This is a genomic window from Cyanothece sp. BG0011, from assembly GCF_003013815.1.
Classification (GTDB): Bacteria; Cyanobacteriota; Cyanobacteriia; order Cyanobacteriales; family Microcystaceae; genus Crocosphaera.
Genome location: NZ_PRLH01000012.1, coordinates 23,848 through 43,021, shown reverse-complemented (window position 1 = coordinate 43,021; position 19,174 = coordinate 23,848). Strand labels below are relative to the sequence as shown.

Annotated in this window: 21 protein-coding genes and 3 pseudogenes; 19 read left to right on the top strand and 5 right to left on the bottom strand. The window is 41.8% G+C overall.

Translation table 11 applies throughout. The annotated features are described in order from the left end of the window. Positions 1-56: 56 nt before the first annotated feature. Positions 57-827 carry a ribonuclease HI family protein gene (locus C4E06_RS03460; protein WP_107666823.1) on the bottom strand — a complete coding sequence of 257 codons (771 nt, stop codon included), beginning with the start codon at positions 825-827 and terminating at the stop codon, positions 57-59. Between the two features lie 192 nt (positions 828-1,019). On the opposite strand from C4E06_RS03460, the gene C4E06_RS03455 reads away from it, so the two are divergent. From C4E06_RS03455 to C4E06_RS03425, 7 genes and pseudogenes are all read left to right on the top strand, one after another. After that, positions 1,020-1,541 carry a hypothetical protein gene (locus tag C4E06_RS03455; RefSeq protein ID WP_198648278.1) on the top strand — a complete coding sequence of 174 codons (522 nt, stop codon included), beginning with the start codon at positions 1,020-1,022 and terminating at the stop codon, positions 1,539-1,541. 104 nt (positions 1,542-1,645) lie between these two features. Further along, complete coding sequence (locus C4E06_RS03450; protein WP_232826140.1) at positions 1,646-2,515, top strand: hypothetical protein; 870 nt, start codon at positions 1,646-1,648, stop codon at positions 2,513-2,515. A gap of 104 nt (positions 2,516-2,619) precedes the next feature. Next, positions 2,620-3,051, top strand: coding sequence for a hypothetical protein (locus C4E06_RS03445; RefSeq protein ID WP_107666821.1), 432 nt, complete (start codon positions 2,620-2,622; stop codon positions 3,049-3,051). Continuing rightward, positions 3,048-3,785 (top strand): hypothetical protein, encoded by a 738-nt coding sequence (locus tag C4E06_RS03440; RefSeq protein WP_107666820.1) that lies wholly within the window; start codon positions 3,048-3,050, stop codon positions 3,783-3,785. Before C4E06_RS03445 ends, C4E06_RS03440 begins: the two co-directional genes overlap by 4 nt. Before the next feature lie 408 nt (positions 3,786-4,193). Next, positions 4,194-5,471: pseudogene (gene iscB, locus C4E06_RS03435) on the top strand (RNA-guided endonuclease IscB). A gap of 147 nt (positions 5,472-5,618) precedes the next feature. Beyond that, on the top strand, positions 5,619-5,984 hold the full coding sequence (locus tag C4E06_RS03430) for a hypothetical protein (RefSeq protein ID WP_107666819.1): 366 nt from the start codon (positions 5,619-5,621) through the stop codon (positions 5,982-5,984). Between the two features lie 101 nt (positions 5,985-6,085). After that, positions 6,086-6,310, top strand: coding sequence for a hypothetical protein (locus C4E06_RS03425; RefSeq protein ID WP_198648277.1), 225 nt, complete (start codon positions 6,086-6,088; stop codon positions 6,308-6,310). A gap of 50 nt (positions 6,311-6,360) precedes the next feature. On the opposite strand, the pseudogene C4E06_RS03420 reads toward C4E06_RS03425, so the two are convergent. After that, positions 6,361-7,481, bottom strand: a pseudogene (locus C4E06_RS03420) (RNA-guided endonuclease InsQ/TnpB family protein). 44 nt (positions 7,482-7,525) lie between these two features. Here C4E06_RS03420 and tnpA point away from each other — a divergent pair. Continuing rightward, positions 7,526-7,927, top strand: a complete 402-nt coding sequence (tnpA, locus tag C4E06_RS03415; RefSeq protein WP_107666817.1) for an IS200/IS605 family transposase — start codon at positions 7,526-7,528, stop codon at positions 7,925-7,927. A gap of 124 nt (positions 7,928-8,051) precedes the next feature. On the opposite strand, the gene C4E06_RS03410 is transcribed toward tnpA, so the two are convergent. Further along, complete coding sequence (locus C4E06_RS03410; RefSeq protein ID WP_107666816.1) at positions 8,052-8,825, bottom strand: UbiA family prenyltransferase; 774 nt, start codon at positions 8,823-8,825, stop codon at positions 8,052-8,054. Between the two features lie 340 nt (positions 8,826-9,165). Between C4E06_RS03410 and C4E06_RS03405 the strand changes: the two genes are divergently transcribed. Further along, a complete protein-coding gene (locus C4E06_RS03405; RefSeq protein WP_107666815.1) occupies positions 9,166-9,438 on the top strand; it encodes a hypothetical protein in 273 nt (90 codons plus the stop codon). A 525-nt stretch (positions 9,439-9,963) separates the two neighbouring features. On the opposite strand, the pseudogene C4E06_RS29440 reads toward C4E06_RS03405, so the two are convergent. After that, a pseudogene (locus C4E06_RS29440) lies at positions 9,964-10,041 on the bottom strand (DUF433 domain-containing protein); the annotation flags it as partial. Positions 10,042-10,208: 167 nt separating this feature from the next. Between C4E06_RS29440 and C4E06_RS03395 the strand changes: the two are divergent. The 10 genes from C4E06_RS03395 to C4E06_RS03355 all read left to right on the top strand — a co-directional run bounded on the left by C4E06_RS03395 (position 10,209) and on the right by C4E06_RS03355 (position 16,062). Continuing rightward, entirely contained in the window at positions 10,209-11,336 is a 1,128-nt protein-coding gene (locus C4E06_RS03395) for a hypothetical protein (RefSeq protein ID WP_107666814.1), read from the top strand. A gap of 464 nt (positions 11,337-11,800) precedes the next feature. Then, positions 11,801-12,229 (top strand): hypothetical protein, encoded by a 429-nt coding sequence (locus C4E06_RS03390; protein ID WP_198648276.1) that lies wholly within the window; start codon positions 11,801-11,803, stop codon positions 12,227-12,229. 340 nt (positions 12,230-12,569) lie between these two features. Then, positions 12,570-12,749, top strand: coding sequence for a hypothetical protein (locus C4E06_RS27575; protein WP_198648275.1), 180 nt, complete (start codon positions 12,570-12,572; stop codon positions 12,747-12,749). Between the two features lie 18 nt (positions 12,750-12,767). Then, positions 12,768-12,971: a hypothetical protein gene (locus C4E06_RS03380; RefSeq protein WP_107666812.1), complete on the top strand. Its 204-nt coding sequence runs from the start codon at positions 12,768-12,770 to the stop codon at positions 12,969-12,971. After that, positions 12,968-13,228 carry a hypothetical protein gene (locus C4E06_RS03375; protein ID WP_107666811.1) on the top strand — a complete coding sequence of 87 codons (261 nt, stop codon included), beginning with the start codon at positions 12,968-12,970 and terminating at the stop codon, positions 13,226-13,228. The genes C4E06_RS03380 and C4E06_RS03375 overlap by 4 nt, the downstream gene beginning before the upstream one ends. After that, positions 13,221-13,547 (top strand): hypothetical protein, encoded by a 327-nt coding sequence (locus C4E06_RS03370; RefSeq protein ID WP_107666810.1) that lies wholly within the window; start codon positions 13,221-13,223, stop codon positions 13,545-13,547. Before C4E06_RS03375 ends, C4E06_RS03370 begins: the two co-directional genes overlap by 8 nt. Positions 13,548-13,725: 178 nt before the next feature. Next, positions 13,726-13,986 carry a hypothetical protein gene (locus tag C4E06_RS27265; protein ID WP_157951105.1) on the top strand — a complete coding sequence of 87 codons (261 nt, stop codon included), beginning with the start codon at positions 13,726-13,728 and terminating at the stop codon, positions 13,984-13,986. Between the two features lie 98 nt (positions 13,987-14,084). After that, the gene (locus C4E06_RS03365; protein ID WP_198648274.1) at positions 14,085-14,615 is read left to right on the top strand and encodes a hypothetical protein; all 531 of its coding nucleotides are present in this window, start codon (positions 14,085-14,087) and stop codon (positions 14,613-14,615) included. Between the two features lie 563 nt (positions 14,616-15,178). After that, on the top strand, positions 15,179-15,421 hold the full coding sequence (locus C4E06_RS03360) for a hypothetical protein (protein ID WP_107666808.1): 243 nt from the start codon (positions 15,179-15,181) through the stop codon (positions 15,419-15,421). A 167-nt stretch (positions 15,422-15,588) separates the two neighbouring features. After that, positions 15,589-16,062: a transposase gene (locus C4E06_RS03355; protein ID WP_107666807.1), complete on the top strand. Its 474-nt coding sequence runs from the start codon at positions 15,589-15,591 to the stop codon at positions 16,060-16,062. Here the strand turns inward: C4E06_RS03355 and C4E06_RS03350 are convergent. After that, on the bottom strand, positions 16,022-19,129 hold the full coding sequence (locus tag C4E06_RS03350) for a hypothetical protein (protein ID WP_198648273.1): 3,108 nt from the start codon (positions 19,127-19,129) through the stop codon (positions 16,022-16,024). The two genes, C4E06_RS03355 and C4E06_RS03350, sit on opposite strands and share 41 nt — an antisense overlap. Positions 19,130-19,174 lie beyond the last annotated feature (45 nt).

The window sequence follows — 19,174 nt, the reverse complement described above, 5'->3', positions numbered from 1 at the left end:
AAATATAAAAGCTTGTTCTTAGAATATTCGCACTGTACTCAGCAGTGCGGGTTTTTTTACAAAGCACTTTTTTTTCTAGTAATATTAGCAGAAATTTCTGCATCGACCCTTGCCTTTTTCACAGCTAAGGCAGGTTTTAACCCCCGCAAGTACCAGCGTAAAGATTTGTCGAGTAAATCTTGTTCATCTTCTATCAAAGCCTGAGAAATTGCGTCGAGGACGCTATCTGGTACAGCTTCATGAAGACGAGTGCCACGCAATGAAGAGAACTGATCACGACCCGATTTTAGCTGTATCCATTCTTTGAATTTCGCACCATCCCCCTGCTGATTAAGATGGTTTATCCGCTTTTTTAATCCTTCTCTTGCTTTACAGAGTGGGAGATTGTCAGGAATTATGGCCTTAGATTGAGGGAGAACCGATTGTATTGCCTCGGTAGCTGCTGCGTCAGCCTTTTTGTTAATTTCCCTAGGAATCCAATCAAAATGAATATGTTCAAATTGCTTTGCCAGAGAAATAGCTTGGCGGTGTAAGGGCCTCAACCCACTGTTTCGACATCGGTAACTGCCGATGACTTGGCAAATGACTAATTCAGAATCTCCCTTTACCTCAAGGCTAGAAATATTCATTTCTAAGGCTTTTTCTAAACCTAGAATAAGACCTCCGTATTCAGCTTGGTTGTTAGTTATATTTTCGCCTAAATATTTTGAAAAAGACTGTTCATCATTCTCTTGGATAATTACCGCACCACAACCCCCGTGACCAGGGTTTAAGGGAAAGGTTCCCCCATCAAAATATAATCTAACACCAGCTTCATCGCTTTTCATAGTGAATTACAGCGGATAACTACTGGCTTCATTCTAGCAAAAAACATTGTAAGTACCTCTGCTAGCGCAGGTAAAAGCAACGTATTTTTTAAGGAGTCACCTATGTCTAGAGAGCGAAAACTTGAGAAAAACACTTTCGGAAACGGGTTCTGGACAGAATACAACTGTTACTATTTGTTTCCCTCAACAAAGATGGAACAAGACCCTTATAAAGAGGCAGACTTGTGGTTAACCATCGTTGTAACCGAAGGTAAAGTCGAGGTCAGTGAACATCTACACATCCGGAGAACAGGAGCCTCCACTCGTGAGTCTTATGTTGCGGACTGCCTGACGGTATTGGATGGAAGAAGTGTGAAGGTCATGCCCTACTTTGAAATAAAAGTGGATACGGCTACTTCCGATGTCTACATCGCTTTCAACAAACAAGCTTTGACTGATGACCTTAAGGGAATCAAGAATAAGAAAAGAAAGATATATACGGTATGTGGTAATAAGTGTTTTTGCTTCGATAATAAGCATATTTACGACCAAGACTACAACCTGTTTCGCATTAAGCGATATGGATTCTGGATGTCAATTCCCCGAAAAGTGGCGAAGCACCTAGTGCAATTCCATGATTTCAAAGTTTTAGATTGGAAGGGAAAAGAGGATAACCTGATTTATCAGCAGTTGTTCCATGCGCCGAAACCGAAACTAATAGGAATACTAGACTAAGAGAAGAGAGAGAAAGGCTTTCTATGCCTTTTTTTTTGATGGAAAATGAGTGCGTTTTGTGGTGCATGAGAGGGGCTAAGAGTGCAGATTATGCTAGCGCATTTATGGCATCTGATAACCATTTATCCAAAATAAATATGGCATTCCAAAATCTTGAGTCCGTACTAGACACTCTGAAAACACAAGGCGCATCCACTATCGAAATTACCTACTTCGGAGAAGGAGACGACGGAGCGATCGAGCCACCGAGTCTAAAAACCTGCACCGCAGGATATGATTCAGAAGCTATCGAAGCGGCCTTGGACTCTGGGCCAGGAGACACTCTCATTGCATTTGTCGAACATATACTCGGCCCCGGATGGGAAAATGGAACCGGCCTCAGTGGGACGGTTATCTTCGATTTAACTACTGATACGATAACTCACAGCCAAGAAGAAGAGGTGATTCAATGCAATTATAACGAAGATACTTACACCCTGAAAGGAGACTTACTTAGGAGCAAAACCGACAGCGAGAAAAATCCTGCTAAAGCCTTAGTTAAAATAAAAAATATTCTACGAGAATACACCACAGAGCAAAAACTCTTAGCCTTCTGGGTTCTCTATCCAGAAATAAAGTCCATAACAATCTACGAATCAATGGAAATGGATGATGAAGGGGGATGGACAGCCCACAAAGTATTGACAAACATTGAATTCATAGATGACAAAGCGGAAGAAACACTCAGAAAGAGACTAGAGCTTTCTGAAGAGAAAGATAGCGATGACCTTTACTGGTGGGGGGTAAGCCTGTTTATAGATGAAAAAGGATACACAGAAGATAAAAAGCTTTTCAATGGCGAATTCCCTGACATCGAGGAAAAACACTTAGGGTTTACATTGGAACGGCCAGAAGACCCAGAGGAGGTGCTGAGTCAGACACTCTATAAGATACGGAGTGTGCTTGATTCTGTAGACATTTATCCATCCTTATAGCTTAGCCTAGAAAAGAGTTTAGAGTAAGCAGAGAAAGCTTTCGAGATACTCTGCTTACTTTTTCTGCTAGCGCAGGAAAAAGTGACCATCCACGTCTGGAAACTATGCTTACCGCAGAAACAACATCAGATAAACTCGCAGTCATTGAAAAAGTCGAAGAAATACTGAAAAGAACCGAAACCAAGCGGTTCCTTTTGCACATTTGGATTCAATATCCTGAAATTAAGAGTCTCACCTTCGAGGATAACTACGAATACGACGACAACGGTAGTTATTTTCGATATATCTTCCTCAACCAGATCGAATTTATCAATGAGGAAGCCAAGGAAGATTTACACGAAAGGTTAGACCCCGATAATATCTTCGACGAGGAACTCGAAGACTGGAAAGAGATGATTTTCCAGGGTATTCAGCCGATTGTTGATCCTGAATCAATGCTTGAAACGTTTACCCGTCCTGAAAATCCTCAAAAAGAACTCGACAATCTCATCGCCGAAATTAGCCAAGTTATTGCATCCGCAGGAGGCGCATCATGAAAGGACTTAGTGTAACTGCCATTGGTGCGCGTCCTTTAGAAGAGTGCCTTAATATCTTTGAAACCCTCAAAGACCCACTCGGTTTAGACTTCTTAGAACTAGCCGTAGGCAGTCGCTGTGACTTATCAAAGATTCCCAAAGATAGTCCACTGGTTATACATCACCGGTGTTTGTTCGATGGGCTGTACAAGTTACCATTTTCCTTGGCCCACCCTGAGACCTGGGAAGAGTATCGACATCGTTTACGCGATCGCAATGTTAAGATGATATCAATTCATCCACCGATGAGAAAGGAAATTTCTTTTGATGAGCTTAAACAAAACCGAGATAAATTAGAGGCATTGTTAGGCATTCCTGTCTGCTTAGAGGTTATGCCGAATGACGCTTATTGGTTATCTGAGGAAGATTTCAGCAAAAAACACCAAGATATCAGAGATATTCCTATTCTACTCGACATTTCCCATGTGAACATCTGGTCTAAAGGATGTAGTACCTTAGTCCAGGAATGGACGAAGAGATTAATGCCCCAGGCAATCGCCATTCATCTGTCGCATAATAATGGTCGTAGGGATTCCCACGACCTCATTCCATCAAATATCTGGTTTAATCAGTATATCCAGGACTGGGAAGCGCAGGGGGTGATCTTGACGTATGAATCGCTGCCAGAGAGTTACGGAGCGTTTGAGCGTTCTGATAAGCAGCGAACCAAACAACTCCAAAGACGTAAACGTTAGCGAGAATTTTGATGACAAGGGGCATAAATCAAGTGTCTTACAATTGTTACCGGAAAAATAAAGATCCGCAGCATAGGCTTATATTTATAATGAAAACAGCTATTGCTGCGGATATCTCAAAGCCTTATCCCATGAAGGATAGAGACCTCTTATGAATTGGCTATCTTTGAGTCATCTACCCCTCCCTAAAGGAAGGAGCTTGTCTCCTGAAGATGACCAGGCAAGGTTCTTTTAGGACTACGTTTAGAGAGAGCGCTTAAGTTCCTACCTTGGGATGCGTGCTAGTCCCAAGCTCTAGAACCGATAGGTTAAACAGGCATACGGGGTACGAAGCCAGTGCTTATCGGATTAGCCGCCTCTAAACATTGCCGAAGCAAACATTACCCTAGCAATAGGAGATTAAAACTCATGTTTGTACTTGTATTGTCGAAAGACGAAAAACCCTTAAGCCCTTGCCATCAGGCGAGAGCGAGAAAACTGCTTAATAAAGGGAGAGCAGCCGTGTACCGGAAATATCCCTTTACCATAATCCTCAAAGAGGAGGTAGAACCTAGCGAGTCTGAACCTTGTCGAATCAAAATCGACCCTGGTGCGAAAACGACAGGTATGGCTGTACTTTAAGGGGATAGGGTTGTATTTGGTGCTGAAATCGAGCATCGCGGGTTTCAAATTAAGGATACACTCGAATCAAGAAGACAGTTAAGACGGGGGCGTAGAGGTCGAAAGACTCGTTACCGTAAGCCCCGCTTCTTAAATCGCAAACGTCCAGAAGGGTGGCTTCCTCCTTCCCTTCAAAGCAGGGTTGAGAATATCAGCACTTGGGTTGAACGGTTAAGTAAACTTTGTCCGGTTGATTCGATTAGTGTTGAACTGGTTCGCTTTGATACGCAACAACTTGAGAACCCTGAAATATCAGGAACTGAGTATCAGCAAGGAGAGCTTTTAGGGTACGAGGTACGCGAGTATCTTCTAGAAAAGTACAATCGGACTTGTCAATACTGTGGGGCAAAGGATACTCTTTTTGAGGTGGAACATATAGTGCCCAAATCGAAAGGGGGGAGCGATCGCGTCTCGAACCTGACCCTAAGCTGCCATAGCTGCAACCAGAAGAAAGGAAACCGCTCAGTTGAGGAGTTTCTCAAGAAGAAACCAGAAGTGCTTAAACGAGTCAAAGCCAACGCTAAAAAGCCCCTTAAGGATGCTGCTGCGGTCAACGCAACCCGTTTGGCGATTTTCAATCGACTCAAAGCTACTGGGCTTGAAGTTGAGGCTGGTTCGGGCGGACTCACCAAGTTCAACCGAACTCGACAAGAACTTCCGAAGACGCACTGGCTTGATGCTGCTTGTGTTGGAAAATCTACGCCTTCTAAGTTACGAGTGTTAGTACAAAAGCCCCTTAAGATAAGAGCGACGGGACATGGTACTCGACAGATGTGTGGAACCGACAAGTATGGATTCCCTATTCGACACCGTTCAAGGCAGAAGTTCGTCAAAGGATTTCAGACTGGCGATATTGTTAAGGCAGTCGTCACTAAAGGCAAGAAGATCGGGACTTATGTCGGGAGAGTGGCTGTTCGCTTAACTGGCAGCTTTAATATCACTACTGGTACTGGCAAGGTTCAGGGGATTAGCCACAAGTATTGCCATCTCATCTATCAGAAGGATGGTTATACTTACAGTTTCTAAAAGGTTTGAGGAGCTTTTAGGCTCCTATTTCTCTTTTTAAATCTTTCCTCCCCTCCCTGAACGAAGGGGCATCCAGATTTTTATTTTGGTGAAAACCCGATAAGATCGCTAGCGCGGAACATTTTAGAAATTTACAATGAAAAACCAATGATTTATACCGCGAGCTATTTCCAACCTGAAAACCATCACGGACAAATTATAAGCATTTCTCGTAGTGAACCTAAGAAAATACAATTCGACAGTAAGCTATGGATGTTTGCCCCTGACCGAGCAATTCTAAGTGACATTAAATCAGGAAAGATAGACCAAGATGGTTATATTGATAGATATCGAGAGCAACTACGCAAAGTATGGCCCAATATCAAAGTTTGGCTTGATGGCTTAGATCCAAATAAAGACATGACTTTGTGTTGTTGGGAAAAAGCAGGGGACTTCTGCCATCGAAACTTAGTCATCAAATTTGTCGAAAAATACCGTCCTGATTGTTTAGGGGGAACCGATATTAAAGCATAGATAAACAGCAGCAACCAGAAAAAGTTGCTGTTTTTTTTCTGAGGTCTACGAACCGTAGACGTATCGAGGTTTGCCTAGCGGCTCTATCAGAGAACAATGCTTTGAGAACTACACCGATGCTGATCAAAGAATATATCGAAAAATACTGCGCTGAGCGTGGACTAAGCGAGCAAACTTCCAACGAGATTATCAATGAATTGTCCACCGCCGTTAACGGAGAATTAGCGGATTTGATGGATAGACCAGAAACTTCATTAAGCTTGAGGGATCGAGAAGGATTGAATGCGCTGATTAAGAGACGAATCAGAAATCATACGGGGGTATAAATGCCAGAATTGACCTACCCCCCCGATTGAAAATACGGGGGATTCGAGGCTCAAGCAGAAATAGCTGTCTGAGACAGACTGACATCTCCTACCCTCAGAGTTGAAGCCCCAACTCTTAAAATATTAATCGAGCTATTAGAGTCCCTTCCATGTTTAGTATGACATGAAGGACAAACCCAATAGCGTTCATTTAATCCTAATTTATCAATAACAAAATTACATTCCGAGCAAGTTTTTGTACTTGGATACCATTGGTCAATATAACTAATAGTTTTACCTTTTTAAAAGCTACAAATTCTAGTATTTTTATGAACTCAGCTAATGCTAAATCACTAATTTTGCGTCCCCATAAGCGTTGCATTCCTTTAAGGTTAAGTGTCTCAAAAAACAAATAGTCGAATTCATCTGTTAATTGATGTGCTAATTTCCAAAACCAGTCACGACGACGATTGACTACGTTTTTATACACTCTAACTAAGTTTTTCCGAGCTTTTTCCCTATTATTTGAATGTCGCTTTTTACTCGAATGATTACGACTAGCTAATCTTAATTCTTTTAATGATTGCTTTAAAAATAGGGGTGAAGATATCTCTGTATTATTAGAGCAAGTTAGAAAAACTTTTAGTCCAAAGTCAAAACCTGCGCTCTTACCCGTCATGATTGAGACTTGGTGATCTACAAAATCCGTCACTACAAATATAAATATTTCTCCTAAAGGATTACGCTTAATTGTGACAGTTTTGATAGTTCCTTTAATTTCTCTACTTTTCCAAAACTTATAAATTCTTTTTCCTAGTTTTAATCGATTACCTTCAAGGAATTTATAGCCAGCTTGTTTGAGTGTGAATGATTTATATTTAATTCTTTTTTTGAAATTAGGTGGTCGAACTCCTTTTTTATTATGTTTAAAAAATAACTGATAAGCCTTATCAATTCTTTGAATAATGTCTTGTACAGCTTGAGAACCCACTAATAGCCAATATTCATTTTTCTTTCTGAGTTTAGCTATGTGTTTCATTAAGCGATTTTTATTCAAATGTTTATCAAATAAACGATAATAACGCTTATGTAGAGCAATACAGTGATTATAAATATTGCTAGAAGCGTTTATAGCACTATGCAAGTGCTTGTTTCGTTTATGTTGATAGAGTTTGAATTGATAAGTTTTCATGGTTATTATAGTATCATATTTGTTGATAAAGTCAAGTCATCAACATGAAAAAGAATTACAAGCATTACAATCATGCCGTCGGACTAGCAACAGTCCACTTAGTATGGATACCGTGTAGAAGAAGAAGAGTTTTTGCTAAAAACGAGACTTTAAAACTTAGATGTATTGAAATTTTCCACTCTGTTGCTAATGATAAAAAATGGATTATTAAAGGGTTGGAAGTAGCTCCAGACCATATACATATGCTAGTTGAATATGATCCTCAGCATTCTATTTCTCAAGTTGTTAAAGCCTTTAAAGGTCGTTCCTCTCGATATCTTAGACAAGAATTTCCAGAATTATTAAAACTCCCTTCTCTTTGGACACACTCCTATATGTTTGATACAACAGGAAAGGTTAGCACTCAAATTGTATTAGAATACATTAATGATCCTCATCACGGCTAAATTAATTTAGCCATTCGCTTATATCCCCTGAATAAATTGCAGGGGCTTTACGCATCACGAAAGGTAAGGGGGTTGGCAGGCTGAATGTGACCAAATTTGTTGGTGTTGGCCAAATGCCGACAAGCTAGCGCAGCATTTCTAAAATCTTACTACTGTTGAACAAGAGCCCAATTGTGCCTATAACACCTAACATGACCAGCACCCAATTTCCTAAAGCCACTCCGACCATTGTCGCCGCAATAATAGTAACCAGGGAGAAAAAGAAGGCTATCCTCACACCAAAAATCACACTTATTGTGGGAACACCTGCAAGACGATCGCCTGGTGTATCTCTGATGTCATTCAGATTCGCAATTGATGCTATCATGAGACTCTCATAGAGGATTCCTCCGATGATTGGAAAGCTCCAGTGGACACCACTTACTGTCATCGGGATAAGAAAGGTAAGAATGACCCAGAGGACGACTATGAGAGCGGTTTTAACCCCTGGTATTTTTTTAAGGCTCTTACCATCCGGAAGAATGGGGAGACTATAAGCAAATGCGAGTCCTATGGTACTGATAATAGGAAGGATTGCAGCTGGTCGTAACAGCATTGCGATGAGGCTGATGACTACTGCCATCGCACACAAGTAAACCATGAAGGTATAATGCTCTCGCAACCAATTGGTTCGTTCTGGCGCATTGATGATGTCTGATTCGGAGCCTAAATCGTGCATACGGTCATAACTGTAGGTCAAAAACCCTAATAGACCACTCAGGACGAGTACCACACTATCTGGCTCACATTCTGCCAAAGAGTAGAAGAGCAGAGTGTAGAGTACAGCCAAGATGATGACAACCCCATTGCCATATCGTAAAAAATCCCTAATAAATGTTCCACTGCTTCTAAAATTCATGAACCTTTGCGAAAACAAATGTAATAACAAAAATAGTAGTTGCTACGGTTATCTCTAATTAAATTAGAGCCAGGGTTTCAGGCATTTGGTCAACCCACTTTGCTAGCGCGGTTTCAAAGCGAGTCACTCTGGCGGAGCTACCCTCCGAAATAATGCTAGCGCAACTTAAAGGGAAGTCTCACACAAAAAGAACAAAGCATAAATGCTTATCCTTTTTTTTAGATCCGCAGCAACTTCTATTTTCTATAAGAAATATAGGGGTTGCTTCGGGTAGCTAAAAGACAGTCAGGTTCTGGGCTAGCGCCGAATATTCGGACATTTTAGACAGAGGATTATAGCGATGAAATCTGCTTTGACCTACCACGGGAAATACAACACCTTCAGCGAAGGCAACAGCGTAGAGATCAGCTTCGATTCTCAGGGGATTCCTTCATCCGATGGGATTATCTTAGGAGTAGTGACGCAGTATAGTCGCCCCTGGATATCCTTTGGTGGTGAGCCAGAAATCTCTGAACCACTCTACGATGTTGTAGTAGTCGAAGGAGAAAGCTGTCCTATCGATGGGTTTCCGCCGCATTCAAGGTATTCAAATCCCAATGAGTTACCTTTTTAGCTACTTTTCATAACTGCCACCTTCGGCAGTTTATTTTTTTTTTGATCCGCAGCAGTAGCTGTTTTCTATTAGAAATATAGAGGTTGCTGCGGATGCCTCAAAGCTCCATCAGTAAAGACTTACAAGATGATTGGCAATATTAGTTCCTAGATGGGGTTTTTGGTATGACGTAATGCTTTCTCGGCGGTAGAACTGCTAGCGCAGAGTGGATATGAATCTTAAGTCTTCTTCCATAGCAATCTTATTTTTGGGATTGCTTTTTTTTTACTAGATCCGCAGCAGTAGCTGTTTTCTATAAGAATTATCGACGTTGCTGCGGGTGAGTTGAACCTAGTCTGGGCCTATGCTAGCGGAGGTTTAATAGAGATCATTATCGGAGGATTCCCAGTGATGCAAGTTCAACTGACTTATCACGGAAAATACTATCTCTTTGATAACGACTTTATTCTCTTTCTACTCGAGTAAGTCTTTTGAGAGCCTTAAGCTGATGGTCACATCTTTGGGAGCAAACTCAAAGGTAATCGGAGTGATGCGTGTACCTGTAATGGTTAGTCCACGCTCAGTACGAATAATTAAGGATTGCTCATTCGATGCTGAAATCATAGCTGTTTCTCCGCCCAACTTAATTTTATATTATCTCAAAATTAGCTAAACGCCGAGAAGCCCCTCGCTGTACAAAGTCAGCGTCGGGTAGTTTACTTTTTGTACAACGTTCTGTGTTTTGTTCTTCCAATGCTAAAATTGGAAAGATGTCGCAGGAGATCAGAGTAATGGCAGTAATAGGAAGAAAAACACAACGTCGAAGCAGGACAAAGAAATCAGAGGAGCAATTAGAAAAAGAGCAAACTACGACCCAAGAAGCGATCGATGTAACCGCTCAAAGTGATGTAGCGACATCGCCTGATTCCGAGCAAGAAAATGATAAAGAAACGACAGAATCAACGGATACAGCATCAAGCGTTGAGACACTTAAACCAGATCAAGTAGATTCTATAGAAGAGCGAGAAGAACAAATAGCAAAACGGGCAGAATTAGAGAATATAGTCATAGAACACTCTCAGAGTTTTACTATCATTGGAAAAGCTTTGCGAGAAATCCAAGAAAAGAAACTTCATCAAATTGAAGATCCAAACAAGAGATGGGATGTTTATGTCGACGAAACATTCGGTATTGTAAAATCTAGAGCCTATCAACTTATTTCAGGTACGGTTCTTTATGAAGTTCTTGAAGATAAATTAGAAGGGGACTATTCATTACCCAAATCCGATACTCAACTTCGTCCTTTATACTCCCTTGTCAAAGGATGGAGAAAGGCAACAGCGAAAAACAATGTAGAAGAAAAAGAAAGGATAGAGCAGTTAATTGTTAAGCATTATAAAGACTCAATAGATGTAGCTAATCAAGAAGGAAAAGAACTAACAGAGAGTATTGTTAGAGAGGTGGTTCGCGCGTCCCAACAAAAAGAAGTTCAAGCCAGTAGCTTTTCAACTGAAGATATAGGGGCGGTGGTCGAGATAACTAAAGTAGAAGGGAATGATAACCTACGTGGCCAGAAAGGGAATTACGGAATTATTACAGGCGTAAACAACTTCAGTGTGTCTATTGAAACGGCCATGGGAAAATACGACACCATCCCTCAACAATGCGTAAGAAAAATGCCCGCAGATAAAGTATATCAACAAGAAACCAACGAAAAGATTAAGTCTCATATATCGAGACTTAAAACCATATACGATGCTATTCAGAGCAGTGAAGACAAAGACAAAAGACTCGCTAACTATATTGTGGGAATGACTGCTTCCTATCAAGGAACCAAGAAAACAGAATTGAACCATAAATTACTCAAAACTATCGAGGACTATTTTGAGATCAAAGATGATCCGCAGCAACCTCAATAATTTATAACGAAAATAGTAGTTGCTGCGGATACATCAAAGGCTTGCTATAAGCCAGTTCTAGACAATTAGTTACTCTGTCTTCTCGGTGGTTGGAAACGCTAGCGCGTAATCGTGTGAGTGTTAGTGGAGACTAAAAATAACACTCGTGTTTAATGCTCCACTATCCCCTCCCTGACCACCGGATAGGAGCCTCTCTTTGAGGCTCCTATTTTTTTTTCAAAAAAACCCGACACTAAACCTACCCTAGTTCTAGCTAAAATTTTTTCAATAAATAGCTAGAACTAGGGTGGTAATGAGATCGGCTAGCGCCTATGTGGTTAGAAAATAACAACAAGGAACCAACCATGCAATCATTAGAAATTTTACTCGATTTTATTGCCATTATCTTTATTCTGTACGCCACTTACGGACGGAAAAACCAACAAACGTTTGCGTTTGCGGGTGATATCAGTAGCCTTGAATTGATGACACCGATCGCCTTTGGGTCAGGTCAAACTCAAGAAGAAGAGGACGATTGGCCCCCTTGGGATGTCGATGAATTAATCGATAGTCTCACGCAGGTTGAGCCAGAGCCTTCTACGAATACTCTTGATGACACCACTGAGGGTACACTGAGTCCTGAACTCAAACTGCCCGAAGAGGGTCTGATTCCTTTCGATGTTGATGAGCCTGATGTCCCAAGTAGAACCGAGATATTTAGCGATGACAACGTCAGCGTCGATGTTTCTCAGATTACCGCCAAGAAAGCCTGGAAAGCAGCTAAGGCTCTAGGATTACCATACAAGAACCCTGACAGAAGCCGTATCAAAGTAACGGTTCTTAGACAAAACATCGAAACTTATCTCGGAGAGAATCGTAGTCAAATTCCCGATGTCCTACCGTTTGTCGGATAATCAAGGAGGGGGCTGAGTCCCCTTTCTCTGCTCACCTTACTGATAGAATCATGAATACTCAAACCGAACCAAAACAACGAACCTACCAAGCTCACCTAGTCGAATCGTTCCCATTAACGAAGCCCAGACGTTGAAGGAGGCAGGAGTTGAAAGGCAGGAGGCAGGAGGCCGATTAGAGGGGGATTCAGACCCACCTCTAATCGAAGACCACCAAATCGAAGATTTTGGTGGGGGACTTAAACCCAGTTGGGCGAGGCAACAAGGCTTTACTGTAACTAAAATCTTCCCTCCTGCCTCCTGCCCCCTGCCTTCTGCCTCGCCCGAAGGGCTGTTAAGTAGGTTGCTTGGAGTAGAAGTTCAGTGCCGAAGTGTCATTTGCGACTCTGGTTCAAACAAAGCTGAGGACGTTCCTACGATTACAAAAGAACAAGTCAATGCCGCCATTCACAATCTACACGAAAACCTAAGTTCTTTACAAAAAGAAATCGAAAATAAAGTCTTAGAAAGCCAACGTTTATGAGGAAATTAGGACAATATTATGTCTAAGCAAACGAGAGAAAAGGCCATACTCTGGCTATCTGATGAAGACCTAGAGCTTATCGGAGTTGACCCTGCAACAGTCTCAGACGAAGAGTTTGAGGCAATCGCAGAAGAACTCAAAGAGTTTGTCAATGAAGGCTTTCAACACGCCTTAATTCAAAGTGTTGAATCCGCAAAACAGAATCAAGGAGAAACCTCATGACTTCAGAAAAATTTTATCTTGGAAAGTTTCACCTCGATGACGACGCTCATGGAACAGTAGAAGAAGAGCTGAACAGTAAGCTCATCATCCGACTTTCCCATGAGGAGAAGGAGTACACCGTAATCATAGAGAGCTTTAATAAGCGACTTTTACTACGAGTATATCTAGAAGGAGAAGAAGTCGCCGAAGAACCCATAGAGGTACTGAACCTCACACAACTAGCCCTTTCAAAATTAGAGGACTCAGATAATGTATGACTTGCAATCGTTGCTTAAGCATAGACCCGACGAAGAAATAAAGGCAAGAACCGAAATAGAGCGGTTCGTATTTCTCTGTGGCTTTGAGGAAACCGCAGACTTTACCCATAGAGGTGTTGAGCAAATTACATACCTCAGAGACTGGGAAGAATTCGAGTTGCGGCTAGATGTAGAAGTAAAAGAGGGTAAGCCTCGCAAGTATTACGCCCAAGTAAAAAAAAGAAGACGAGGACGGATACATGGAAGAAAATACCTCAGAAACAGATGTCTGGATTTTAGACAAGTGGTTTACCAGGACTCTTTTAAAATAACTGACTGATTTATCCATAAATAACGACTGAGGCTTTTTGCCTCTTTTTTTCTAGGTATCTGAGCAGAGGGCTTGGTTCTAGCTATTTACAATGTGCTATGTAGCTATAACCAAGTAGATGTCTCGGTGAAAAGACTCCGTGTGCGCTAGCGCGTTTTTACGGTGAACTACAATCTACAAAATTACCATGAACTTCATTAGCTCCATCTTCAGCCTTGCTACCAGTGTTATTGGTTTATCTAAGAGAATTCCTTACTCCAGCGATGACCTAGCAATGAATCACTTCACTGACAGTGGAATAGCAGAAGGCGATGTGTCTGACTTGGATCTCCTAGCTGTTAAGTTAGATTTGGTGAACCGATTAAGAGAATTAGAGCCTATCACTGATGGGGAACAATTCGATGCTATAGTTCACCAAGTTATTACTTCTCGTTATTCTACGATTTAAGCATAAGCGCTCTGATCTGGTATTCAACTGCCTGATTAGAGCTTTAATTTTTGTGCTAGCGCACGGTAGCCATGAACATAATCTCGAAAGGAGACTTCATGTTATTCGCTCTCTTGACACAAAAGAACTGGGCACAAGCCAGAATTCGCTCGATTACTAATCACGACACTGTGACTAAAACCCTACCCAAATATTCGTTTGACGATGTTGATATCGCTGTGATCGGAAAAGTGTCGATGAATGAAGATGAGTGGCTTGGGCTTCAAGTGGGACTAGGAATCATTTATCGATATTGTCAAAAAGGGCTCCCTGCGGAGGCTTACGACGAAGAGGGTAACATTACCTTACTATACGAGCCACCATCTCGGTCAGCCGATATTGGAGACTTGATTCAATTTGAAGATGGTCGAGTGTACCGAGTTGAACACGATGGCTATAAACTACTCCCCCATCAGCCAATGTTACGTTTATCCGAGAGTTTAATTGATAGACGATTAGTAGCTAATTTCCGCAGTATACCGAATTGGCATACTCATCGGGTACTTGAACATCAAGTCCTGCAAAGAAGTGATTTAGTGGTTGAAAAATGTGTGGACATCGCACAGCACATTTACTACCGAATCCGATAAGGTATCATCGCCGAAAAGAGAGACCGTTTAGGTTTCTCTTTTTCTTTTTAACCTGTCGTAAATTGCAAAGCATCGTAGGGTGGGCATGGCCCACCCTACAGGTAGCACTCACTCAGCGTATTCGACGCCTTTTACCTTGCCGATTTCGGCGCCGACCCTGCCTTCTTGATGAAGCAAGCAGTGTTTGGAGTGGAAAAGCTCACTACAATGCACGATGTATGCACGGGTAATGCACAGAAAAGCACGATAAAAACGCTTTTTCACTAGCGTGAAAGCACAAAAACGTGCGCTTATAGTGCTGAAACGTGACTATTAAACGCATTGACTCACTAAGCAAAAATACTCAATTAACACAATGCAACACCTATTATGTTTATTCGGTTGGCATGATTGGAAAATAATCCGTGGGAATACGCCAGAGTTAAAAGACGCTTACATTTGCAGAGAGGTCAAAGATGTGGACGATTCCAGGCCAAGTCCTATGCCTCAAACTTTAAATGGCAAACACTAATTTTTTATATTGCTAGCGCATAAAATAAAGATATAAAAAAAGAGGATCGACCATGAAAGTCTTTACAGTTTACCTAGTCACAAATGAGGGACAAGAAGAAGAAACAATAAACGCTTTCGCACACAGAGAAAAAGCAGAAGAAGCAGCGAAAGCGTGGTTAGAAGAGCGGAAACTCGATGTTAATCTGCCTCTCGCTTTGAGCTATGGAATAAGAGAACGGACATTGTGCGAAGCCAAACCACAAACAAAAATCGAGAAAGTTCCCAATAATAATATCTTTTTCGAGAGATGGTAATAAACCTCGTAGCTCTCTGTTTTAGCTACGGGGTTTATCTTTGAATTTCTTTCTTTTTTTCAAACTGCTGCTGTACGGTATTTGTAATCCCACGAATATAGTTAGTCGCCTTCTCTCGGAATGCAGGGAAATCGGGAGAGTCGTAATCAGGGCGCTTAGCCGTCACTGTGGGAGACTGGGATAAAATCGCGGAAACATCATTCCGACTATTGTTATCGAGAAAGGCCAGTCTAGCAACCGCTGTAAGTTTAATTGGAGCGATTGCTCTTAAAGGTTTTATAGGAGGAATGACTCTAGAAGGAGGAATAAATGGTATAGCTTTTCAAGTTTTTTTAGATAAAGTTTTACTACCCCAACTTTGGCCAGGTGCTTGTGTAGTAATGGATAATTTACCGGCTCACAAAGTTAAGGGAGTTCAAGAAAAAATACAATCAGTAGGTGCTTCTTTAATTTACTTATCTCCTTATTCTCCTGATTTTAATCCCATAGAAAATTGCTGGTCTAAACTTAAAGCTTATTTACGAAAAGTAGCTGCGCGTTCCCGTGAAACTCTCGAAAAAGCAATCTCTTTTGGATTAGATTTGATCACAGAATGTGATATTAGAAATTGGTTTGCTCATTGTTGCTACTGTACCTCATAAAGTCGCAAACTGCTGTAACTCGAAACTGTTGTCGATGTCGTCCGTCTTTGAAGGGGGTAATCTTGAGGTCAGCTTCTTTGCCCGTAAACACGGTGTCTTTGTACTGATTATCCCTGACTTTACCAATGGCCAACTCGGTTCCATTTTTAAGAGTGGCGATCGCCTTGGCGGGGGGATCGGGGACGAATTCAGCTTTGAAAATCGTATCGATGGGATATCCGGGGGATTCTTGTTGAAGGGGTCCAAGAAATTGACCCTCGACGGCTACCCCGCGCATTAGCTTCGGTCCATTCTTACTGGGAATTTCTTGCATAACCATCTCGCATTGAAGCGTCTGACTTTCTAAGTCTTGACCTTTGAATTTATTGGTGTCGTACTGTAACCCCACTACTTGGAGTTGGTCGAGTTGAAGTTCTTTGAGTTGGGCTAAGGACTCTTCAGGAAATACTCGGAACGCAGCCAGAGCCTTCTTTGTAGCAAATTCACTCCGAGAGTGAGAGACGTGCCACATTCCTTGGGCAATCTGAGCTTTTTCACCAGAATCGTATTTGTCTTGAATCGCTCTGGTGTAACTATCAAGCGATCGCCATGCCACTTCAACTTGACTTTCAGTGATACCCGGAACAATTAAAGGTTCTGTCTTAAAAGGCTTAATCGTTTCGCCAGCCGTAGTAAGGTCGTTGATAGCGACCGCCCCTAACAGCTTCTTTTCACCATCAATATGAGCGTAAGCAACCTCACGGTTAGGAATATCTAAATCGCCGGGTCGAGGGCTGATACTAACCGTAAGTTCCTGGTCAATGGCAATAGAAGGATCTCTCAAATCAGAGCGTGTAATAGGAATCTGCTGATCTTTCCAAGGTAAACGTAAATGAGTCTGAGCCAGTTCAGGATTGTTATTATAGATATTACTCATTTCCATGGCGTGTTTCAAACGGTCATTGAACTCGCCTTGAATTTCTTTGGCAATGTCGAGGTATTGGTCATCGGGCTTAGGAAAGAGATCACGGAAGGTATGAGTGAGGCGAGGTGTTATACTCAGCGTGCTTTCCATGAATTCAGTATTGACAGCCCGAAGCATGGTATCGATAGGAGAATAAGTCGTAACCATAGCAGGTCGATCCAAAAACACATCTTGATCCTTCCTATCAGGCATAAACCCGACTTTGACACAGTTACTAGCTGCTTTAATAACAGCAAACTTATCCATGTTCGGTCGAGACGCGGATTTAGGACCGTCCACAGCAACTTGAAGTTCGTTACCTAAGTCAGCCACGGCGTTTAGCTGAATTGAACGAATCGTTGCTAATGCTCCATCAATATGACCAGAGTGAAGTTGTTTGACATCAGCTAACTGCGCTACGCGTTTCATTTGGCTAGAGTAGGTCTTAGGAATATCGATTCCTTTTTTCTCAGCCTTAGCGAGAACCCCTCGATAATAGTAAGCAGCTTTCTTTACCATTTCTGGTTTTTCTTCATCAGGACGGGCATAGGTATCGTTGTAAATAGCAACGGACTTCATTATCTGATTAGCAATCAGGCCAATTTGATTGTCGGCACATTGAATAGCGATTTTCTCAAAAGAACCCGTGTAAGGGACTTTATCGCGCTTAACGATATCAGGGTAACGGTTTTGAGGTAATAGTTTATCTTTGATTTCGGCTGCCAGGGTAGGGTACTTATCAGCCCGTTCATAAGCAAGGCGATCGCCGTCAAAGTCAGCTTGGAGGTGTTTGGCTGCGGTAGTTGGATTGATATGAATTGACCCGTTCAACCGCATCAATTCTGGGATATGCTTATTTTTAAGAATGATAACGCCATTAGAATTTACCAATGGCGATCGCGTAACAATAACCTCTTTACCGTCAGGGAGGTTAGGGGCACAGATTTCATCTTCGCCTAATTTATTTGTTGGTTGTGCAAGGGCTGATTTAATACGAACCCCACCAGAAAACCCCAACTCTTTCCATCGAGATTGGACAAAACCTTTAAGTTGGTCAACGACATAGGGATGTTCTAAGAGTTGACCGTGGTTATCGAGATCTGTTTTTAGTAGCTTATACAGAGCTTCTTCGCTAGAAAGACGCGCAGGTTCTTCTTCAAAGGCATCGAATAATGGCAAGAATTCTTTTTCTTCCTCAGTGGCCGTGGCTTGAAGCTCTTGCTTATCCTCGTAATACTTAATGAAGGCGTTTGCTAACGCTGCAGGACTATCGAGAGAATCTCGTAATTCCCGTGCTTTCTTTTTGACAATCGGCAAAATGTCCTGCTCGACACCTTTGGGGTAATTGACCAAGACTTGGACCCCCAACTTTTGTTTACCATATTCGGCTTCTGTCTTAAGTCCGAGTCCAAGGTTTAACTTATAGCTTCCTGGTGCGATCGCCTGCTCTCCTTTTCTACCCTTGAACATACTCGATGCTAAGATAAAGTCATATTCACCGAGATTCAGGTCTTTAACAACATTGGCATCGGCTTCGACTTTGATGCCTCTGTCGTTTTGGGTTGACCCAAGGTCATCGAGGCGAATATCAGGGGCTAATGTCCCTTTGGCAATACGAAACGCGTCATTTCCTTCTTGGGGTCTAATCCCTAGGCGAAACTGAATCGGAGTATTATCTTTGCCTGTCAATTCTTGGGCTAATTCAAAGCTCATTTTGCCATAGCAATCTCCAACGAGATTTTTAGCAAATTCTTTGTCATGGAGAACCCCACCACTGTTCCCAGTCTCATCATCAATCACTAAAACGCGTGCTTGTTTGATATCTAATCGTTTATTAACTGGTGTAAAAGGCAAAGACCCATAGGCCGCGCGATCGCTTGGCTTAGGAAACAATTGTTCCCCGACTAACTCATTAGAGTAATAAAGGCGTTTACCTGAAGAGAATTGAAGAGATCGATCAGGGCGAGGGGCTAAATCATTCTCTTTTACCGTTTCTGGGTCCATGTGACCAATTTGGAACTTAGCCTCTGGAAAGAGATACTCGGCAATACAGTTGTCGATTTTCTCATCAATATTAAGAGGTTGACGGGTTTTCGTGTCAAAATGAGTTAATTCTATGCCCATAATGTAATATATAAGAACTAATGTTAGCCTTTGGAGTAATCAAGG